Raw genomic sequence first — 20,134 nt, forward strand, 5'->3', positions numbered from 1 at the left:
TTTTCCCTCCCCGAACTCGTCTTATGGTTCGCTGACGTATTGGGTCCATGAAGCGCCGTACAAAATTCGTCCTCGCCGGCCTCGGCCTCGCACTCGGGGCTACAGCGCTCTCACGGGCCACTCGTTCGACGGACACCGAGACGGTTCCGTACACCGTGGTGGAGTCTGTCGACGACGTGGAGATTCGTCACTATCCGACGACGGTGACCGTCGAGACGACGGCACGGAACACCGGCGTCGCGTTTCAGCGACTCTTCCGCTACATCTCCGGGGCGAATCAACGCCGGGAGGAAGTCTCGATGACGGCACCGGTGGCGACTGAACTGGTTGGCCCAGAATCCGGAACGAAGATTCCGATGACGGCCCCCGTCGCCACTGACAGAACCGACTCGGGCGTGCAGATGGCGTTTTTCCTCCCGTCGTCGTACGAGTACGATTCCGCGCCGCGTCCGACTGACCCCGACGTGGAACTCGTCGAACACCCCGCGCGAACGCTCGCAGTCCGGCAATTCTCGTGGTACGCGACTGGTCGGCGAACCCGACGAGAGGTGGACTCGCTCCTGGACACACTCGCTGAAACCGGCATTGCTGTCGTCGGGAAACCGTTCCTCATGCAGTACGACCCACCGTCGACGCTGCCGTTCTTCCGAACCAACGAAGTCGCCGTCGAGGTTCAGCGCCGGGAGCGAGGACAGGAGACAGCGTAGCACGGGGTGACCAGCACGAACCCCGAGCGGTCGAGTGACACCAGTGTCACAGGTTTATCAGTCGAGCGACCGAACCTCGGACTGATGAGTATCGTGACTGCCGTCAGGCGAGGCGATTGGGAGACCCTCTTCGGGTACGCCTTCTTCGTCGCGCTTCTCACCGGCGGATACTACTACAACGTCACGTTCGTCCAACTCGGCCTGTTGGACCTCGGAACCCGTCTCGTCGGGTTGTCAGAGACGGCAGTCTCGGGATGGATGGCGACGCTCGCACTCGTGACGCTCGTCACTGCCGTCGCCTTCGGTGTCACGATGGACCGACGCGGGTGGTCGTCGTCGTTGCACGCCAAACTCAGAATCCTGCTCGGTGTCGTCGTCGTTCAGGTCGTGCTCACGTCCGTCGCGCCGTTCGTCCGGACTGCCCCGCAGTTCGGCGCGTGGATTGTCCTCGCGTCGCTCTCGATGGGCGTCGGTTTTCCGGCGACGTTCGCGCTGACCATCGACTTCGTCGCGGTCCCTGACCGAGGGGCGGTTGCGGCGGCGGCGACGGCCCTGACGTACTTCCTCGCGAACGTCTATCCACTCGATTGGCACATCGAGTCGTTCAGTCGAGTCGTCGTCGCGGCGATGGTTCCCGGTGTCGTCCTCCTCGCCGTCCTCGTGTTCAGACCACCACCGTTTCTCGAACGACTCGCGCGCCAGCACGAACAGTTCGGCGTCGGCCGATTCTGTCGTGAGGGTCCGGTATCGATACGCGAGGCGGCGTTTCTCGTCCCCCTCGTGTTGATGTTCGGCGTCTTCTTCGTCGACAGTCTCGGATTCCTCCGAATCCTCGACACGCCGTCGCTGGTTCTCGCCTCGTGGCAGTCTCCAGAATTTTCGATGCACCTGCTCTTGGCAGTGGTCCACGTCGTCGGCGCGGTGATGGCGGGCGTCCTCTACACGACGTTCGACCGCCGAGTGCTATTTCTCGCCACGTTCGGCCTGTTCTCGTTCACGCACCTGTTGTACACGTTCGACATTCGCATCGCGATGTGGTTCCCGGCGCTCGCTACCGGGCCGAGTTCGCCGCTCAACCCAGCGTTCTACGCACTCGCGGTCAGTTTCTACACGACACTCAACTTCGCGCTCTGGCCCGACCTCTCGACGCCAGAGACGATTGGCACTCACTCGGCGGTCGGTATCGGTCTGGCCGGGTTCCTCTCGACGTTCCTGAGTACCGCACTCGCGCTCTACTTTCAGAGTACGTCGGTGACGTTACTCGACCACCTGAACCTCGTGAACGCACTCGCATTGCTACTGTTCGTCGGCCTCGCAGTCGGTATCTACGTCAGGCGAATGCACTCACTCTGGACGGAGGGACATCGTGGCGAACCCAATTGAACTGATTCCACTCCTCGTCGTGGTGCTTCTCCTCGTCGGGGTACAAGGCGGGACGGTCGAATCGATGGAGATTATCACCGACGGAACGCACTCTGTCGGCGAGATTCCCGACGTGTACGTGGTTGGCGGCGGAACGGTGACGATACCGGCGAATACCACGGTGTCGGGAGACGTGTACGTCATCGGCGGGACTGCCGACGTACAGGGTACAATCGACGGCGACGTGACACAGTTGAGTGGAAATCTGACGTTCGCCTCGTCTGCCGTCGTCGCCGGTGACGTGCAGTACATCGCCGGAGCGCTCGATATCGCAGACGGGGCGACGCTCGAATCGTTCACCACCGCCGAGACGCTGGCAGCGCAATCGTCGTCGCCCGCGAGCAGTCTGGCATTCAAAGTGGCGCAGACGCTCGGACTCGCACTCGCGGCGGCGCTTCTCGTTCGACGGTTCGAGTTCGCTTTCGCCACCGTCGGACGAGCAGTCACCGCCCACCCAGTCGTGAGCGGCGTCGTCGGCCTCCTCGTCGCCACGACGACGCTCGCACTCGTCGTGTTCATGGCGATGACGATTATCCTCATTCCGGTGAGTGTCCTGGGAGTCGGCGTTGGTGGCCTGACAGTCGCCTACGGCTACCTCGTCTACGGCTACCTCGTCGGCCGACGAGTCCCCGTCGACCGACCGGACGTTTCTACGGCCGTTGGAGTCGTCCTGTTCGCCGTCGTCCTCGAACTCCTCGGCACACTCCCACTCGTCGGGAGCGCCGTACAACTCGGCCTCCTCGTGGTCAGTCTCGGTGCGATACTCGTGACGTATTTCGGCCTTCGAGAGTTCGAACCGGTATCGTTGCTCACGTGACTCGGTTACGCTTCCGAGGTGACAGCAGGTTCTGCGAGTGGTAATTCGACGGAGAACGACGTCCCACGCGGGTCGTTATCTGCTATCGAGACGGTGCCGGAGAAGTTCGAGACGATGGTTTCGACCAGATAGAGTCCGGTTCCGGTTCCGGGGCTTTCGAGGCCTTTGGTGTCTTTTTCGAATACGTCTGGCTTTCGGTCGTCGGGGATACCCGGTCCGTCGTCGGCGAAGTCGACACAGACTGTCTCGTCGTCGACTACGACAGAGATGTCGATAGTCGGTTCGTCCAGGTCGCTGTGGACGACTGCGTTCTTCAGGATGTTCACGAAGACCGAATCGAGCAGGTCGTTGGCGAGGACTATCGCAGTCGGAGCGTCGTCGACGGAGATATTCGCGTTCGGGTAGCCGTCCCGGACGCTCTCGACGGCGCTCGTGAGAACGGCGCCCGCGTCGACGGGGTAGCGCCGTTCGTCGTCGTTGGACGCTCGTATCAACTGCCCCAAGAGGTCGGTCAGTTCGACCGTGTGTTGCGCCCGTCTGTGCGCAGTCTCCAGATAGGTTCGACTCTCGGAGGCGAGTGATTCTCGGTCCATCACGAGTTCGATGTACGACGTGACGAGTTGCATGTCGTTTCGGATGTCGTGGCGGACGATTCGATTGAGAACTTCGAGTTCGTCGTTTCTGGACTCGAGCGACAGTTCGTGCTGCTTTCGCAGGGACACGTCCCGAATCGACAGTACCCATCCGACGAGACCACTCGGTTGTTCGAGCGGGATGCGCGTCACTTCGACGTAGCGATTCCCGTCGACGAGCACATCGACTGAGGTCCGTCCGCCTCCGAGTTCGTCGTACCGCGGGATGGCCGCACTCGCGTGTGTCCCCACGAGTGACTCGTCAGTGCCGAGGAGGTCCGCCACGTGGTCGTTCGTGTGGACGACGACTTCGTCAGTGTCGAGGACGACGAGGCCATCGGTCACGTGTTCACCGATAGTCGCGTGGGCGAGAGGGAGGATGTCGAGGAGTTTGAACTGGGAGGCGGCGAGACCGAAGGTGACCGCTGGAACCGCCAACGACGCTGGAATCAGGTTCACCCCGCCACCGAATGGCGGTGTGTCTGTGAGTTCGAAGATGGCGACGACAGTCGGCACGGCCATCCCCACGAGAAGGAGTCCAGATTGCGTCCTGAACGTGCGGTCTAACTCCAGTGCGTACTGCGTCAGGATGCCGAGCGCGACGAAGAGAACGACGAATCCGTAGACGAGTCCGAACACGCTCACCGGGCCGTCGATAACCGACAGGGTAGCCACGCCGTCCGTGGTGGCGATTTCTACCCCGGTGTAGCCCAAGTCTCGGGGGTTGCTGAACAACACGGCGAGGAACACGACCGGAACCACGTACAGGGACGAGACAATTCTGCGGTCGAGCCACTCGTGACGGTCGGTGTACGCGAGTGCGAAGACGAGGAAGGTCGGTGGTGCCAGCGCCGCACCGACGTGAAGGAACTTGTAGGCGAGCAGTTTCGCCGCCGGGTCGAGTACGAGGAGTTTCACCGTCGTCAGTGCCGTCCAGAAGGTGACCGTCGCGGTCAACGCCGCGAACGACACGGCGATGGGATTTCGACCGTTTCGACGGGTGTACTCGATGGCGTATCCTGTGAGGATGGCGGCGACGACTGCCGCGAAGACCATCGGGTAGGCGTAGAGCGTGTGTTGCCACTCCATCGCCACTAGCCACTCGTCGTCACTGGTGGTGACCCAGTCGTTCGGTCGTCCGTCTCGGTATCATCGGCCTATAACACCGGATTGTACCCGGGTATATTAGACTTTCTCAGACCGGAGAAGATTGGGACACCTGCTGGACACTCCACGAACCAGCGCCTCTCCTCAGGTGTTCATCTCTTCTTCGACGAGCGCCACTGCCCGTGAGACGGCCCCGACGGACGTGAGGTGGCCGGCACCCACAGTGGCCTTCATGGCCTTCGCTGCACTCCCGCGGAAGATACTCGGGCCGACCTGTGCGACAGCGCCGTCACCGACCGAGACAATCCATCCCGGAACCTCGAATCGGTACGGTTTCGGACGTGGTGGGAAGTCGCCGGTGTCTCCCGATTGCTCGTAGGCGACTTGGGTCGCGACGTTGGCGGCGACGACTTTCGCCTCGCGGAGGGCGGCAGACGCACTCGCAGGGACCGGTTCTCCATCGGCGTCGACGACACGGGCGGCGTCACCGACGACGAACGTTCTGCTGTCGAGTCGGAGGTCTGCCCTGACCGACGGCCGTTGGTTCCCCATCGCCTCGTCACCGGTTATCCCACCTGTCCAGACGAGCATGTCGTAGTCGATGTCTCCGGTGTCTGTCTCGACAGTCGTTCCCGTGACCGACTGGACTGTCGTCTCGGTTCGGAGTTCGACACCTCTGTCGAGCAACTCGTCTCGGACTGCCCGCTGGAAGTTTTCGGCGAACGACGGCGCGACAGTGTCCAACTGCTCGACGAGGACGACGTCCGTGTGGGCGTTCTCTTCGTCACGGAGGGCGGCGAGTTCGCCCGCGGCCTGAATCCCGGAGAGACCGGCCCCACCGACGACGACGGTTCCGCCCTCGTCGCACTCGTCGAAGAACCGCGCGCGGATTGCTTCGGCGTGGTCGAGTCGCTTCAGCGGGAGGGCGTGTGCTTCGAGCCCCGGAATCCCGTAGTAGTTGGTCTCCGCCCCGAGACAGACGGCACAGTAGTCGTAGGAAAGTGACTCTCCTTCCGCGAGGTGGACCCGGTGGGACTCGGGGTCCACGTCCGTCACTCGGTCGACCACCACGTCGGCGCGGGTCAGCGCTTCGTCGAGTGGAACGTGGATGGGGTCGGCGACGGACGGACGCCGAATCGCGCGGTGGACTTCGTGTTGGACGAGGTGATACGGCGAGTCGTTCACCACGGTCAAGTCGGCGTCGGCGGGGAGTCGGCGTTCGAGTTCACGGGCGAGTGTGAGGCCCGCGTACCCGGCACCGAGGACCAGGACACGCATGGCTAACACGTCGGGCGCGAGAGAAATGAGGGTGACGGCACCGGACACTCGGTGCCGACACTGGTCGGGCCGTCGTGGTTAGAACAGCGCTTCGGACTCGTCGAGAATCTCGGCGGGGCCGCCGACGGACCACACGTCGGTTTCGACGCCGCAGTCGGCGACGACTTCCTCGACACGTTCGACGTAGTCGGCCGTCGTGTTGACGTAGACGCTCGCGCCGGTGTCCGTCGAGAAGTAGACGGGGATGTCCTCTTCTTTGCGCAGTTTGCGGACGGCGTTGAAGACGGCGATGGTGCGCGGTTGCCAGTAGACCCACCCGGCGGGACCGGTCATCGTGGTCGCCGCGAGCGACAGCGAGTCGTGTTCGGCGAGTTCGAAGGCGGCGTCGAAGTCGGCCTCGTAGAGGTACTCGCGCATGTCGTCGATTTGCGCGTGGATGTGGGCCATCCGGGCTTGGAACATGTGACTGTCCGCCGCCTCGGCGTGTGCCTGTTCGGTTTCCTTGTACGCGGGGACGTGGGCGGCCACGATGCGCAGGTCGTCTTCGAGGTCCGTCTCGATGCGTTCGGACCGGCAGTCCGTGTCGTTCATACCCGAGTAGAGGTGCGAGACTGCACCCGTGACCGCACGGGCAGCAGACGCCGACCCGCGCCGGGCAATCGTCGAGATGTCGGGGCGCGTCATGTCGAGTTCGGCCGCCTCGGCGAGTGCCATCGCGGCGGCGGCGAACCCGGACGCTGACGACCCGAATCCGATGTTCGAGGGGAAGGAGTTCTCGCTCTCCAGTCGAACCCGGTGGTCGAAGCCGGCCAGTTCTCGGACCCGGTCGACGACGGCGCAGATTCGCTCTGCGCCGCGTCCCTCGACTTCCTCGCCGCCGATAACGTAGACGTCCTCGTCGGCGTCGGGGAGGAATTCGACCGTCGTCTTCGTGTGACTCGGCGCCGTACAGACGCTGATACTGTCGTGGTACGGCATTCGACGCTCCGTGTCTCGCATCCCGTGATACTTCACGAGGCCCTGAATCGGGTGGGCCTTAGCGGTGGCCTTCATGCTCGAATGGCGGTCAGACTGGGGGTTAAACGTCCCGATAGGTGGCGGACCTTCTGGTCACAGAAGAGCGGTCAGGTTCCCAGTGATTGGTCGCCGGTCACGTTCGGCGCAAAGAGAATGGTTGTGCTACTGACTCCAAACAGTAGCGGTGATGGTCTCTCGAGGATTCGTTATTCGTCGTCCGTGTCTAATTCGTTTCCGCGTTCCCAGACGTTCGTGACGCTCTCGCCTGTCGGTGGTGTGTGGCTAACGTCTCGCATGGTCGGTTTCGGTCGGTTTTCGGTGTGCATCGTGTGTACCTTGCTACTGACTACCACGGTTCGAGTATAAGCCTTTCGCCAATATTATATTACGACTTATTAGCATACTAGGTTCATGAAACACGACAGACGGGGGGATACGAACGCGAGTGGAGCAGACGCCCAGTGGGAGGCGTCTCGTCGTCTCTCGCGTCGTCTCTGCACCGGCGGCCGTCGTCTGGGACGTGTTGGTGTCGGTCGACGACTGGACGGAGTGGGGGCCGAGTGTCTCGGCGGTCCGCGGCGTGGAGGGACGAATCGAGGCGGGGAGTCGGGGAGACGTTCGAGTCGCAGGTGTCTGGGTCCCGTTCACCATCGAGGCCTGTGACGAGTATCGGTGGACGTGGCGTGTCGCCGGAGTGCCTGCAACTGGGCATCGCGTTACGGCCGTCGGTGTAGACCGCTGTGAAGTCGCGTTCGAGATACCGGTCGCCGCCAGTCCGTACGCGGCGGTCTGTGCGATTGCACTCGGGCGAATCGAACGACTCGCGACGTCGAACGTGAGGAAGTAAGCGGCAGACGAGCAGAACAGTAATCGGAGACTGGCCTGAGGAATCTCTTCAGAACACGCCCAACAGCAGGCCCCCGACGAGTGCGAGTGCGACGAGTGCGACGAGTGCGACGACGATGCCGACACCAGAACCAGCGTTCTGGTCCGACGCTTCTGCTTCCGCCGCTTCCGCGGCGTCGACTTCGTTCAGGACTTCTTCGAACTCGGGTTGGTGTGGTTCGTGGTACTCGTCGACGATGTCGTCTGTGAGGTCGACAGATTCGACGTCGTCCACGAGGTCGTCGAGTGTCTCCAGCGTGATGGGGACGGCAACCTCGTCCGGTTCGACGAGGAGACGTGGTTCTTCCTCTTCCGACCCGGGTTCTTCGAGTTGGTCTTCGGTAGCGAACGCGAACGCGAGTGTCTCTCTGGCCTGTGCTTCGTCGCCCGTCGTCAGGAGTGTCCCGTGGACACCCTGTGACTCGCACCGTTCGGCGAAGACTTCGACAGTCCGTTCGTCGAACTCGGCGGCTACGTCGACCCACGTGACGCCAGTTGGTTGCGTCGCGCCTTCCGGTGCGACGAAGAGGAACGTTCGCCCGTCTCGCTCGGTTCGTTTCGTTCGCTCCCCGCGTTCGGCGTGGACTCGCCGGACTACCGTCGCCACATCGTCAGCATCGAGAAACGAGAGTACACTCGACAACGACACGTCGCTCATTGCGTCAACAGACAAAATACCTCGAAATAAAGCTTCCCCGCTACTCCGGGCGGACGAGTTCGAACCGGTCGCCGGTTCTCGTGTACTGACTGCCGGCGAGTCGGCCGATTGCGTCGAGTTTCGTCGTGTCGAGTTTGCCGTCGGTCAGCACCTCGTCTGCGACGTGGGCGTAGACGACTTCCCCGAGGACGAGCGTCGAGGACCCGACTTCCATGCTGTCGTACAGTGTGCACTCGAAGGACACGTCTGCCTCGGCGACGCGTGGGGCATCGACGCGGACTGCTTCGGCTTTCTCGATTCCGACGTGTTCGAACTCGTCGACGCCGGCGGGGACTGTCGCAGCAGTTTGGTTCATCGCCTCGACGAGGTCGCTCGTGACCACGTTGACGACGAACTCGCCGTGGTCGATGGCGTTGCGTGGCGTATCTTTCAGCGACGACCCGTGGCCCACGGGGGCGAAGACCAGAATCGGTGGGTCGATGCTGGCGACAGTGAAGAAACTGTACGGCGCGAGGTTGTCACCGTCGTCGCCGCGGGAACTGACCCACGCAATCGGCCGGGGAACGACGGAACCGGAGAGCAGTCGGTACGCCGACCCGAATGCGGTCGGTTCACCCTCCATCAGTGTGCCTCCGTCGTGTGTTGTCGGAACTGGTCGAATCTGAGAGTAGTCATGTAGTGGAAAGGGGAGTGTGAGTGGATGAATCTGTGGTGTGGTCGTCGCCTCAAGCCGGGGTGAGGTGGACCGAACCGACGACAGTCGTCAGAACAGGCCGACGCCGATTGCGTAGGGCCACGTGACACTACTGAGTGCGAGGAAGACGAGGGCGCCGCCGAGCATGACCACGTTCTTGAGGAAGTCGGTCATCTCGGACTGCTGTTGGTCTTCGGGGACGGCCCAGAAGTTGTGGAACAGTGGCGTGCTGACGAGCAAGAACAGCGCAACTGCGCCCGCGGCGAGTGCCGGGAAGACGCCGGCGGCGATACCGAGACCACCGAACACGAGCATCCCTCCGGAGAACACGACGCCGAAGCGTGGTGCCGGCAGACCCTTCATCTCTGCGTATCCTGACATCTGGTCGACATTCATGAAGTGGTTGAGCCCCATGAACGCGATGACCGCACCGAAGAGGACTCGAGCGGCGAGGAACGCGACGTCGGTTCCCGCGCCGGCAAACTGGAGTGCGGTACTCATGCGCGAACCTCCGTCGTGGCATCGGTCGTGAACTGTTCCGTCTCGGCGACTGGTGCTAACATTACGTTATCTGGTACGAGTCGGAACCGAAATATATGTTTGCTGACACCAGTGTCACCGGGTAACCGAGGGTGTACCGGGTAACACCTCCATCACTGAACTCTCACACGACAAACACGATGGTGGAATCGTGTGGTTCGGTAAATCTATTATTTGACCGAGGCCGTGTCGGCTGATTTTTGAGATACAGACTCGATATGGTATAAATATGGTATTTCAACCCGCGGCGCGAAAGATATACACGGCTACACGGTGATATCTATTTGGGACGTGTCAGTAATGATGAAAACAACCGCGGGTACTGAGAGCCATGACTGAGACATGGGACTCTGCAGGATACATTGCAAGTTCCCGCTATCGCCTCACCGTATGTGAATATCTTTCAGAACACGGGTCCGGACTCCCGTCGCGTATCGCGACTGAGACTGGCCTCGCACAACCCCACGTATCACGCGCACTCTCGGAGTTGCGCGACGAGGGTATCGTCGAACTCCTGGTTCCGGAGTCGCAACAGAAGGGGCGTCTGTATGGCCTGACTGACCTCGGTGAACTCGCCTACGAACGGGTGGCGTTAGACCAGCGTGTGGACCTCACTGTCGTCGATGCTGACGGCTTTCCCGCACCTGAGTTGGTCGATAAACTCGAAGCGACGTACGGTGACTCACTCCGGGCCATCGCGTGGTGTGAACCGAGTCAAGCGTGGGTTCACTTCTCGTCACCGACGTTGTTCGACGAATACGACGAAGAGACGCTCAAGACAGTCGTCTCGACGCTCGCCAACGAAGAACCGCTCGAACAACCAATCGGGGAACTTCCGACGGGTGGTCCCGAGTACATCGCCGTCGGCCTCGAAAAAGCGCTCGTCGTCCGCGTACCGATGAATGACGACGTGAAACTCCTCATCTCGGTGCAAAAGACATTCGAAACCGCTATCGAAGGACTGGTGGACACCTGTATTCAGGCGACTAGCCCCGTCACAACCGACGCTGACGACTGACCACTTCTTTGGTCACCGGTCCGTAACAGTGGGCTGTGCCTGCCTCACGAACTGTCGTCGGCGTCGATGGGTGCCGGGCGGGATGGGTCTGTGCGTACTATTCACCCGACGGGTTCGCGATTCGTGTCGTCTCTGATTTCCAGTCCGTGTGGGATGACGCACACGACCGAGACGTGAACCTCGTGTTGGTCGACGTGCCAATCGGACTCCCCACGTCCGAGCGCCGAGCGTGTGACGTCGAGGCCCGAACACGACTCGGGAGTCGTGCATCGACCGTCTTCTTCGCCCCTGTCAGGGATGTCCTCGACGTATCCTCACACGAACAGGCGAGTGCACGGAACCGTGACCGAACCGGTGCCGGACTCTCGATTCAGGCGTGGAATCTGGTCCCGAAGATTCGCGCCGTCGACTCAGTGCTCCAATCGACGCCTTGCGCTCGCGAACGAATTCGCGAGGCCCATCCAGAACTCGCCTTCGCGGCGTTCGCCGGCGAACCACTCGCCGAGTCGAAGTCGACTGTCGAGGGACGCGAGCGTCGTCTCGACGTGCTGCAACGCGTCGCCCCCGACGACGACCCGAGAGGAGTCTACCGCGACACGCTGGCTGACACGCTCCGTCGGGACGTCGCCCGCGACGACATCATCGACGCTCTCGCCCTCGCCGTGGCGGCGACGTATCCGCTCGTCACACTCCCCGAGTCACCACCCTCCGACGCGACTGGCCTCCCGATGGCGATACACGTCCCGCAGACCTCGAAAAAGTGCGCATCCATAAACTTGTAGAAGCAAAATATCTATACAGATAATTTGGGCGTAGGAATATATAGTGCGCTATATCTGGACATATGGGGGTTGCAAGAAGATATTTATGGCTGGTTCACAATTATGCTGTTGGCGTGGCCGATGCGACAGCCAAAGTGCGCCCAGCCTAGCCCAATCGCGTGATTCAGTGCCAGCTTTTCCGCCGGTCGCGCCACCCGCTGCCAAATCTGGGTTCGATTGTCCCCGCCCCGGGCGTCGAACCCCGTGCCTTTTCACCTCGTACTAACCAGTCTTTTCGCCGCCGAGAACTCCACTGCACTGCTCTCTCCCGCCCCAAACGTACATCTCTCCGGACTCCCTACCCCCCCGGCATGTACACCGGCAGGACGGACCAACCGTGCTGTCTCTGCGACGACCCCAGAACCGTCGCACGGATTGCCGTCCCTCCACGGGCAGTGACGCTCATGCGAAACGCCGCACCGATTGCGTGGCGAGACATCGTCGGCGACGTGACGCTCCAGTTCTGTGAGAGTGACTGGGAACTCGTCTCCGAATTGGTTCTGGACGTGGGGATGCACCCACTCTCACGGTGTAACGTCGCTCGTGCAGACTTCAGCATCCGCGAGGACTTCGAGGCACTGTTGAATAGCACTCGGGCGGAACCCGACCAGACCGAACAGGAACGGCGACTCCTCGACGACGCCGTCGAAGTCATCGAGAACGCCGAAGACCCGATGGTCGAGCGACGTGACCTCGTCGAGGCGTACGTCGTCGTCCGCGCGATAGACGAACTCGGCGTGGACGAGCACGTTCGGTGACGACCCCACGCGAACGCCCTGACAGACTGACAATCAGCAACTGCCGACAGTCAGGAACGAACCGCATACCGCTATTTGCCTGTTCGTGACGTATCAACGGCTAGTTGGGTCGCTCTCAGGGCGCCCTCCACCGAGACCCGCGGTACCGGGACGCGGTCTGTCCACCCTCCCCGGACACATACAATGAAGAGTCACTTCCCAATCCTGTTTGCTGTATTGCTCGTCCTCGCTTCGGTCCCCATGGGTGTCGTGGCACAGGAAGCACCGGAAGAAGAAGAAGAACGGACACCGAACAAAGTCCCCGTGTTCCGTGCGTACGTCGTCAACCCAGTCGTCACACCGGGTGAGGAGACGACGGTTCGTGTCGGCTTCTCGAACGACCCGGTCGACCCCGAGGACGTGTCGAAGACGGCGGAGAACGTCCGGGTCAAACTCAGGTCCGCGAACACTCCGTTCGTCGTCAGAACCGGTGACGTGTTCGTCGGGACGATGAACGACAGTGACACCAGAGAAGTCGAGTTCGCAGTCGAAGCCCCCGAGAACATCGCTGCCGGCGAGTACGACCTCCGACTGCGAATCACCTACGAGTTCGACAACGCCCACCGCCGGACGTACGACCTCGACGTTCCCCTCCGCGTCGAAGAACGCGTCCGGTTCGCCGTCGTCGGGTCTGACTCCACCGTCCCCGTCGGCGGGCAAGGTGCCGTTGCACTCACGATTCGGAACGTCGGCGAACTCGACGCCCGAAACACCGTCGTCGCCGTCACCTCGCAGTCTCCAGAGGTGACGTTCGACGGAACCGAGACGGCGACGCAGTTCGCGCCGGAGTGGCCCGTCGGTGAGAACCGTACCTTCGTCTACGACACCTCACTCAGTTCGAATGGGTCGATGCGCGGGTACGTCATCGCTGTCGACATCGTCTACGAGGACCCAGACGGTGCTCGGTCGCAGTATTCGCCACTCGCCGCCGGGTTCCTCCCGGTTTCCGAACAGTCGTTCAGCCTCGAGAACGTCGAGAGCACTCTTCGCGTCGGTGACGACGGCAAACTCGTCGGAACCGTCGTGAACGACGGTTCGACCCCTGCTCGGAACGTCGTCGTGGAACTCTCGCTCCCCGAGGGAAGTGCGACAGCGACCGAGACAGAGTACGCCGTCGGTGACCTCGACCCCGGTGCGAGTGCACCCTTCTCCTTCGACGTGCAAGTCGCCGAAGGTGCCGACGCCGGCCCGCGGCAGTACACGGCAACCGTCACCTACCGCGACACCGAAGGTGAACGACGGACGAGCGACGACATCGACATCCGTGTCGACGTCGCACCCTCGTCGCCCGAGTTCGACGTGACCGTCGACGAAGGAACGGTCGCACCCGGTCGCTCCGGCGAACTCCGCGTGACCGTCGTCAACGACCGGAACGAGACGCTCCGCGACATCTCGGCGAAGATTTACCTCGAAGACCCACTGTCGTCGAGTGACTCCGAAGCGTTCGTCGACGAACTCGGACCGGGTGAGTCCGCGACGCTTGTCTTCGACGTTGCCGCCGCAGGGAGCGCACTGGAGAAAGACTACCCGGTCGAACTCGACTTCCGCTACGAGAACGAGGAGGGTGACACGACGATATCCGACGCCTACCGCGTCCCCGTCCGGGTCGAAGCGGTCGAAAACGGTGGGTCGCTCCCGTTCGGTCTGTCATTCCCCATCGTCGGCGCGGCGGTGCTCCTCGTCGCCGTTGGCGGTGCCGGGTTCCTCGTCGTTCGCCGACGGGGGCGGCGCTGAGTCGTGGCCAGACTGGACCCCCAGTGGTTCATCGACTGGGCGGACGACAAAATCGTCAACCACTCGCGGCGAGTCATCCTGCTCTTCGTGGTCCTCACGGCAATCTTCGGGGCAGGGCTGAGCGCCGTCGAGACGGAGTCGGGAACCGACCAGTTCGCCGAGGAAGTTCCCGAAGAGGAGGCGTTCACGCGAATCTCCGAGGAGTTCACACCGCGATTCCAGGAGGGAACGGGGAGTACGCAACTCATCCAGCGAGCGCCGAACGTCCTGAGCAGACGCGAACTCTTGCGGATGCTCGAAGCGCAGAAGCGACTCGCAGACCGCGCGGACTTACGTGTCACTCAAACCGCCAGCGCGGCGTCTGTCGTCGCCCAGACGCTCGACCCTGACGCCGAGACACTCGACGCGCAGGTCCGTGCCATGGAACGAGCGACCGATGCCGAAGTCGCTGCGGCGGTCCGTGAGAACGCCGAGAACCCGCGGTTCGTTGGCCTCCTCGCCGACGACTTCAACCCGACCGAACCGCGAGCGACTGCCACCATCGGCGTCATCACGCACTCGATTCCGCTAGCCGACGAGTCGGGTGCTGGACAGGGTGGGGACAGTCCGCTGACTCCTATCCAGCAGAAGGCGACGCGCATCGTCGCCACTGTCGGTGGTGACATCTCGGTCTTTGGGTCCGGAGTCATCGCTGACGAGTTCGGGACGGTCATCACCGATTCGCTCATCATCGTCGTGCCTGCGGCGGTGTTGTTCATCGTGCTGTTCCTCGTCGTCGCGTACCGTGACCTCGTGGACCTCATGTTGGGGACACTCGCACTCGGGATGGCCCTCGTGTGGACGTTCGGGTTCCTCGGCCTCGCGGGTATCCCGTTCAACCAAATCATGATTGCTGTCCCACCGCTCTTGCTCGCGGTCGGCATCGACTTCGGTATCCACGCCGTCAACCGGTACCGCGAGGTCAGAACAGAGGGCTACGACGTGGGCGAAGCGATGCGAAAGGCGACAGACCAACTACTCGTCGCGTTCTTCATCGTCACCGGGACGACGGTCATCGGGTTCCTCTCGAACCTCGTGAGCAACCTCACGCCGATTCGGGACTTCGGCGTCGTCGCGGCCATCGGCATCGTCTTCACGTTCTTCGTGTTCGGCGTCTTCTTGCCCGCCGCGAAAGTCGAAGTGGACCGCCTCCGCCAGCGGTACCCGATTCCAACATTCAGTCAGGCACCGCTCGGCCGCGAGGGGAGTTCACTCGGGACGGTGCTTCGTATCGGCGTTCGACCCGCCTTGCGAGCGCCCGCAGTCGTTCTCGTCGTCGCTCTCATCCTCTCCGGGAGTGCGATGTGGTACGCGACCGGTGTCGATACCGAGTTCGGACAAGAAGACTTCCTGCCACCGTCGGAGGCCCCCGCGTACCTGAAGGCGCTCCCCGAACCGTTCGCACCGGGTGACTACAGCGTCGTCGCCGACATCGAATTCCTCGAAGAACGCTTTTCGTCCTCACAGAGCGGCGTCGTGACGGTGTTCTTGGAAGGTCGGTCGACAGACGACGCCTTCCTCCAAGAACTCGACCGGGTCGCACAGGACCCGCCGGAGACGTTCATCACGGTGGACCGGCGCGCCGACTCGACGAGTATTCTGACCGTGATTCGAGACGAGGCCGAGCAGAACGACGAGTTCGCCAGCGTCGTCGCCCGACACGACAGAGATGGTGATGGCATCCCGGACCGCGATATCGTCGAAGTGTACGACGCCCTGTTCGCCACCGACTCGGCGGACCGAGCGGCCGAGTACATCTCGGAAGATTACGCATCGTCGCGTGTCGACTACCGCGTGAAAGCGGATGCCGACGACGATGCTGTCGTCGCCGACACGCGCGAGATGGCCGACCGCTTCCGAACCGAGGGCACCGCGACGGGTGCCGTCGTCGTGTTCTCTGCTATCTCCGACCTCATCCTCGACTCGGCGGTGCAGAGTCTCATCATCTCGATGCTCGGGACCGGCCTCTTCCTCATCTTCATCTACTGGTGGCTGGAGGGCCGACCCTCGCTCGCCCTCGCGAACCTCGTGCCAATCCTCGTCGCCGTCACGTTCGTCGCCGGGACGATGCGTCTCTCGGGTATCTCGTTCAACGCGTTCACTGCGACGGTGCTCGCGCTGACTATCGGTCTCGGCGTGGACTACTCCGTCCACATCGTCCACCGGTTCATCGACGAACGTGTCGAACACGACCTGGAGACGGCACTCGACCGGACGGTTCGTGGAACCGGCGGTGCCCTCGCCGGGAGTATGCTCACGACAGTCTTCGGGTTGGGCGTCCTCGTCCTCGCCGTCCTCTCCATCCTTGGCCAGTTCGGCCTGCTCACCGCGGCGAGTATCGTCTACTCGTTCCTCGCGTCGGTTCTCGTCCTCCCGTCGGCGCTCGTTCTCTGGGACCGGTTCAGCGGTAACGACCCAGTCGTGCCTCTCGGTGGCACTGACATCGACACTGGCGCATCTGCGACCGCCGACTGACCGACGCGAGCGCGAACCTTTTTATCAGAAAGCGGGGCCATCCCGTCTCGTGCCCACCCTGCCCACTGTTCGTCTCTCTCGCACCTCAGTGTCAGGCGGTCGTTCCGACGCCGAACAGTCGCGTCGTCCCCCACGAGACGACGAGGATACCGACGATGAAGACGGCGAGGACGCCCATCATCGGAAACGGGTCCAGTGCAGGCCCACCAAAGAACGGCCCACGAACGATGAGAAACGCCGTCCCAAGCGAGAGACCGAGACCCACCCCCGTGACGATTGTGAAGAAGAGCTTTGCCACCCCGATGCCGCGTGTGTCGTTCCGGAAGCTCATGGGTCCACTTCCTCTCGTTGGCCTCTTGAACGATTTGGCCGCCTCACTGACTCATCGGCGGTTCGCACGGGACACCGAACGCACACTACCGCTCGACTCGGAACCCCGTCTCTCCCTTCGGGTCCTCGTAGGTCACGTCCACGTCGTCGACGCTGGCCATCGGACTCCCGTCGTGACACCACTGCACCATCGACTCCACGTCGTCGCGAGGGCCTTCGAAGACCGCTTCGACACGGCCGTCGGAGAGGTTCTTCACCCACCCGTCGACGCCGAGGTCACGGGCAGTATCGCGCGTCGTCGCTCGGTAGTACACTCCCTGTACGTGGCCGGAGACGTACACGTGGGCGCGCGTACGACTACTATCGCTCATACCGAACGATTCGACCCGCGACGGCAAAGGCGTGGTGTCTCTCTCACTGCACGTCGGAGTTGTCCTCGCTTCGACACCCATCAACCGTGAGGCCGGGTCGCACGCATCCAGCGAACCGTCAGCATCTAAGTGGAGCCCCGACGACGCAGAGGTATGGAACTCTTCGGCACCGCGGGTATCCGCGGCAGTGTCACAGCGCGCGTCACGCCGGAACTCGCGCTCAGCGTCGGCCGGGCCGCCGGCCACGCCGCACTCGAATCGGACTCGTCGGCCGAATTCGTCGTCGGCCGAGACGGCCGCACGAGCGGACAGGGACTCGTCGCCGCCGTCGAAGCGGGCCTGCTCTCTGCGGGCGCTGACGTGACTCGAATCGGTGTCGTTCCCACGCCGACGCTCGCGTATGCGTCGCAGGGTCGCCGCGGCGTCATGCTCACGGCGTCGCACAACCCACCGACGGACAACGGTATCAAGATGTTCGTCGACGGACAGGAGTACGACCGACCCCTCGAACAGGACATCGAAGCGCGCGTCGAATCCGAGACGCCCCCCGTCGAGTGGGACCGCTGGGGAACGAGCGACACGAACGACGTCCTCGACGCCTATCGTGACACAATCACCGAGTTCGCCAGCGGCCACGGGTCTGCCCCCGACGAACTCAGTATCGCCGTAGACTGCGGAAACGGGATGTCTGCGCTCGGAACACCGCAGGTACTCCGCGAGATGGGTGCGCACGTCGTCACACTGAACGCGCAAATCGACGGCCACTTCCCCGGACGCGAGTCGAAGCCGACGCCCGAGTCGCTGAAAGACCTCCGCGCGTTCGTCGCCGACGGCGACTTCGACTTCGGCATCGGACACGACGGCGACGCCGACCGTATCGTCATCGTGGATGCCGACGGCGACGTGGTTCACGAGGACACCGTCATCGCCATCGTCGGCGAGCACTACGTCCGAACCAGCGACGTGGACGACCCAGTCGTCGTCACGACACCGAACGCGTCGGGCCGTATCGACGAACGAGTCCGTGCGGCCGGTGGACGCGTCGAACGCGTCCGTCTGGGTGCCCTCCACGAAGGAATCGCCAGCGCCCGTGCAGCAGGCGGTGACGTGGTCTTCGCGGCAGAACCGTGGAAGCACGTCCACCCCTCGCTCGGAGGATGGATAGACGGCATCGCCTCGGCGGCGCTCATCTCGCGTCTCGTCGCCGAGTCGGGTCTGGATGGCCTCCGAGAACCCGTCACTGAGCGCCCGTACCGGAAAGTGAGCGTCTCGTGTCCCGACGACGCCAAGGCGACGGCGATGGGGGCACTCGAAACGTCACTCCCGGACGCCATGGACCCCGAGTCGGTCGACACCGAGTACGGCGTCCGTCTCGAATTCGCCGACGCCTCGTGGACGCTGGTCCGCCCGTCGGGGACCGAACCGTACATCCGCGTCTACGCCGAAGCAGACGACGTTGACAGTCTCGTCGAGCGAGTCACCGAAGTCGTCGAAGCCGAAATTTCTCGCGCCTAATCGACAGGTCGGGCGGGAAAACTATCTCTCTGTTCTCCCGAATTTGTTGTGAACGGCTCGCATACGCCTCGAAACGACACCTTTAACCAATTTTCCACTCCCTTTTACCAGTAGGTGTACATAGCTATGGACAGACGTTCTTTTGTCAAAGTGACCGGACTCGCAGGACTCACAGGACTCGCTGGATGTACCGGCGGTCCCGGTGGAAGTGAAGAGACGACTACCACCGAATCGTCCGGTGGCGAGGGCGGCGAAGAGACGACGACGGCAGCCGAAGAGACGACGCAATCGTCCGAGGACACGACGAACGTCGGGATGGTCTACGCGACTGGTGGCCTCGGCGACGGGTCGTTCAACGACCAGGCCCAGCAGGGTGCCATCCGTGCTCGCGACGAACTCGGCGTCTCGTTCGACGAGTCGCAGCCTGACGAAGTCTCCCAGTTCAAGACGTTCCAGCAGCAGTTCGCGGAGTCGACGAACCCGAACTACGACCTCGTCTGCTGTATCGGCTTCCTGCAGACCGACGCGCTCATCGAGACGTCTGAGGCGTACCCCGAGCAGAACTTCATGCTCGTCGACAGCGTCGTCGAGTCGCCGAACGTCGCCAACTACGTCTTCGCGGAACACGAGGGTTCGTACCTCGTCGGCCAGATGGCCGGTCTGCTCACGACGCAGGAGTTCTCTGCGGGCACTGGTGCGACGTCCCCCGACTCCACGAGCGTCGGGTTCGTCGGTGGTGTCGAGTCCGACCTCATCAAGAAGTTCGAAGCCGGATTCAAGGCCGGTGTGAAGGCCGCCAACGCGGACGTCGAAGTCCTCACGAACTACACGGGGAGCTTCAACGACCCCGCTGCGGGGAAGGAAGCGGCACTCGCGATGTACAACAGCGGTGCGGACATCGTCTACCACGCCTCGGGTAACACCGGGACGGGCGTCTTCCAGGCGGCACAAGAGCAGGGCAAGTTCGCCATCGGTGTCGACCGCGACCAGTCGGTGACGAAGTCCTCGTACGCGGACGTCATCCTCGCCAGCATGGTCAAGCGCGTCAACACGGCCGTCTACAACTCCATCGAGTCCGTCGTCAACGAGGAGTTCCAGGGTGGCGGCATCGTCTCCCTCGGCCTCGAACAGAACGGTGTCGACATCGTCTACGGCGACTCTCTCAGTTCCGAGATTCCGACTGAAGTCAAAGACGAAGTCGCGGCCTCCCGCGAGTCCATCGTCGCCGGCGACGTGACGGTCCCGACGGACCCGTCGGACGTCTAAGTCCGTACGGA

19 protein-coding genes are annotated in these 20,134 nt (G+C 62.7%); 11 read left to right on the top strand and 8 right to left on the bottom strand.

Going from position 1 to position 20,134, the window contains the following annotated elements:
- Positions 1-47 precede the first annotated feature (47 nt).
- The 3 genes from GJR96_RS13285 to GJR96_RS13295 all read left to right on the top strand — a co-directional run bounded on the left by GJR96_RS13285 (position 48) and on the right by GJR96_RS13295 (position 2,946).
- On the top strand, positions 48-707 hold the full coding sequence (locus tag GJR96_RS13285) for an SOUL family heme-binding protein (protein WP_151163365.1): 660 nt from the start codon (positions 48-50) through the stop codon (positions 705-707).
- An 84-nt stretch (positions 708-791) separates the two neighbouring features.
- Positions 792-2,090: an MFS transporter gene (locus GJR96_RS13290; protein ID WP_151163366.1), complete on the top strand. Its 1,299-nt coding sequence runs from the start codon at positions 792-794 to the stop codon at positions 2,088-2,090.
- Positions 2,074-2,946, top strand: a complete 873-nt coding sequence (locus tag GJR96_RS13295; RefSeq protein ID WP_151163367.1) for a polymer-forming cytoskeletal protein — start codon at positions 2,074-2,076, stop codon at positions 2,944-2,946. The genes GJR96_RS13290 and GJR96_RS13295 overlap by 17 nt, the downstream gene beginning before the upstream one ends.
- A gap of 5 nt (positions 2,947-2,951) precedes the next feature.
- Here GJR96_RS13295 and GJR96_RS13300 read toward each other — a convergent pair whose 3' ends face one another.
- The 3 genes from GJR96_RS13300 to mvaD all read right to left on the bottom strand — a co-directional run bounded on the left by GJR96_RS13300 (position 2,952) and on the right by mvaD (position 7,016).
- A complete protein-coding gene (locus GJR96_RS13300) occupies positions 2,952-4,667 on the bottom strand; it encodes a sensor histidine kinase (RefSeq protein WP_151163368.1) in 1,716 nt (571 codons plus the stop codon).
- Between the two features lie 162 nt (positions 4,668-4,829).
- Positions 4,830-5,963 carry an NAD(P)/FAD-dependent oxidoreductase gene (locus tag GJR96_RS13305; protein ID WP_151163369.1) on the bottom strand — a complete coding sequence of 378 codons (1,134 nt, stop codon included), beginning with the start codon at positions 5,961-5,963 and terminating at the stop codon, positions 4,830-4,832.
- 78 nt (positions 5,964-6,041) lie between these two features.
- Positions 6,042-7,016 (bottom strand): phosphomevalonate decarboxylase MvaD, encoded by a 975-nt coding sequence (mvaD, locus tag GJR96_RS13310; RefSeq protein ID WP_151163370.1) that lies wholly within the window; start codon positions 7,014-7,016, stop codon positions 6,042-6,044.
- A gap of 409 nt (positions 7,017-7,425) precedes the next feature.
- Here mvaD and GJR96_RS13320 point away from each other — a divergent pair, with 409 nt between their 5' ends.
- Positions 7,426-7,827, top strand: coding sequence for an SRPBCC family protein (locus GJR96_RS13320; protein WP_151163371.1), 402 nt, complete (start codon positions 7,426-7,428; stop codon positions 7,825-7,827).
- Between the two features lie 48 nt (positions 7,828-7,875).
- Here GJR96_RS13320 and GJR96_RS13325 read toward each other — a convergent pair whose 3' ends face one another.
- The 3 genes from GJR96_RS13325 to GJR96_RS13335 form a co-directional block, all read right to left on the bottom strand.
- A complete protein-coding gene (locus tag GJR96_RS13325; protein ID WP_151163372.1) occupies positions 7,876-8,523 on the bottom strand; it encodes a hypothetical protein in 648 nt (215 codons plus the stop codon).
- Between the two features lie 40 nt (positions 8,524-8,563).
- Positions 8,564-9,145: a flavin reductase family protein gene (locus GJR96_RS13330; RefSeq protein WP_151163373.1), complete on the bottom strand. Its 582-nt coding sequence runs from the start codon at positions 9,143-9,145 to the stop codon at positions 8,564-8,566.
- A gap of 141 nt (positions 9,146-9,286) precedes the next feature.
- Positions 9,287-9,718, bottom strand: coding sequence for a DoxX family protein (locus GJR96_RS13335; RefSeq protein ID WP_151163374.1), 432 nt, complete (start codon positions 9,716-9,718; stop codon positions 9,287-9,289).
- Positions 9,719-10,088: 370 nt separating this feature from the next.
- Between GJR96_RS13335 and GJR96_RS13340 the strand changes: the two genes are divergently transcribed.
- The 5 genes from GJR96_RS13340 to GJR96_RS13360 all read left to right on the top strand — a co-directional run bounded on the left by GJR96_RS13340 (position 10,089) and on the right by GJR96_RS13360 (position 16,641).
- Complete coding sequence (locus GJR96_RS13340) at positions 10,089-10,775, top strand: winged helix-turn-helix domain-containing protein (RefSeq protein ID WP_151163375.1); 687 nt, start codon at positions 10,089-10,091, stop codon at positions 10,773-10,775.
- Positions 10,776-10,810: 35 nt separating this feature from the next.
- Entirely contained in the window at positions 10,811-11,557 is a 747-nt protein-coding gene (locus GJR96_RS13345) for a DUF429 domain-containing protein (RefSeq protein WP_151163376.1), read from the top strand.
- Between the two features lie 350 nt (positions 11,558-11,907).
- On the top strand, positions 11,908-12,354 hold the full coding sequence (locus GJR96_RS13350; protein WP_151163377.1) for a hypothetical protein: 447 nt from the start codon (positions 11,908-11,910) through the stop codon (positions 12,352-12,354).
- 183 nt (positions 12,355-12,537) lie between these two features.
- A complete protein-coding gene (locus GJR96_RS13355) occupies positions 12,538-14,127 on the top strand; it encodes a COG1361 S-layer family protein (protein WP_151163378.1) in 1,590 nt (529 codons plus the stop codon).
- A 3-nt stretch (positions 14,128-14,130) separates the two neighbouring features.
- Positions 14,131-16,641, top strand: coding sequence for an efflux RND transporter permease subunit (locus tag GJR96_RS13360; RefSeq protein WP_151163379.1), 2,511 nt, complete (start codon positions 14,131-14,133; stop codon positions 16,639-16,641).
- Between the two features lie 91 nt (positions 16,642-16,732).
- On the opposite strand, the gene GJR96_RS13365 is transcribed toward GJR96_RS13360, so the two are convergent.
- Together GJR96_RS13365 and GJR96_RS13370 are read right to left on the bottom strand one after the other, a co-directional pair.
- Positions 16,733-16,972, bottom strand: a complete 240-nt coding sequence (locus tag GJR96_RS13365; RefSeq protein WP_058573842.1) for a hypothetical protein — start codon at positions 16,970-16,972, stop codon at positions 16,733-16,735.
- An 85-nt stretch (positions 16,973-17,057) separates the two neighbouring features.
- Positions 17,058-17,342: an acylphosphatase gene (locus GJR96_RS13370; RefSeq protein WP_151163380.1), complete on the bottom strand. Its 285-nt coding sequence runs from the start codon at positions 17,340-17,342 to the stop codon at positions 17,058-17,060.
- 153 nt (positions 17,343-17,495) lie between these two features.
- Between GJR96_RS13370 and GJR96_RS13375 the strand changes: the two genes are divergently transcribed.
- Together GJR96_RS13375 and GJR96_RS13380 are read left to right on the top strand one after the other, a co-directional pair.
- Positions 17,496-18,857, top strand: coding sequence for a phosphopentomutase/phosphoglucosamine mutase (locus GJR96_RS13375; protein ID WP_151163381.1), 1,362 nt, complete (start codon positions 17,496-17,498; stop codon positions 18,855-18,857).
- A 126-nt stretch (positions 18,858-18,983) separates the two neighbouring features.
- Complete coding sequence (locus GJR96_RS13380) at positions 18,984-20,123, top strand: BMP family lipoprotein (RefSeq protein ID WP_151163382.1); 1,140 nt, start codon at positions 18,984-18,986, stop codon at positions 20,121-20,123.
- The last annotated feature ends 11 nt before the right edge of the window (positions 20,124-20,134 follow it).

Origin of the sequence: Haloferax litoreum (genome assembly GCF_009674605.1) — an archaeon.
Classification (GTDB): Archaea; Halobacteriota; Halobacteria; order Halobacteriales; family Haloferacaceae; genus Haloferax; species Haloferax litoreum.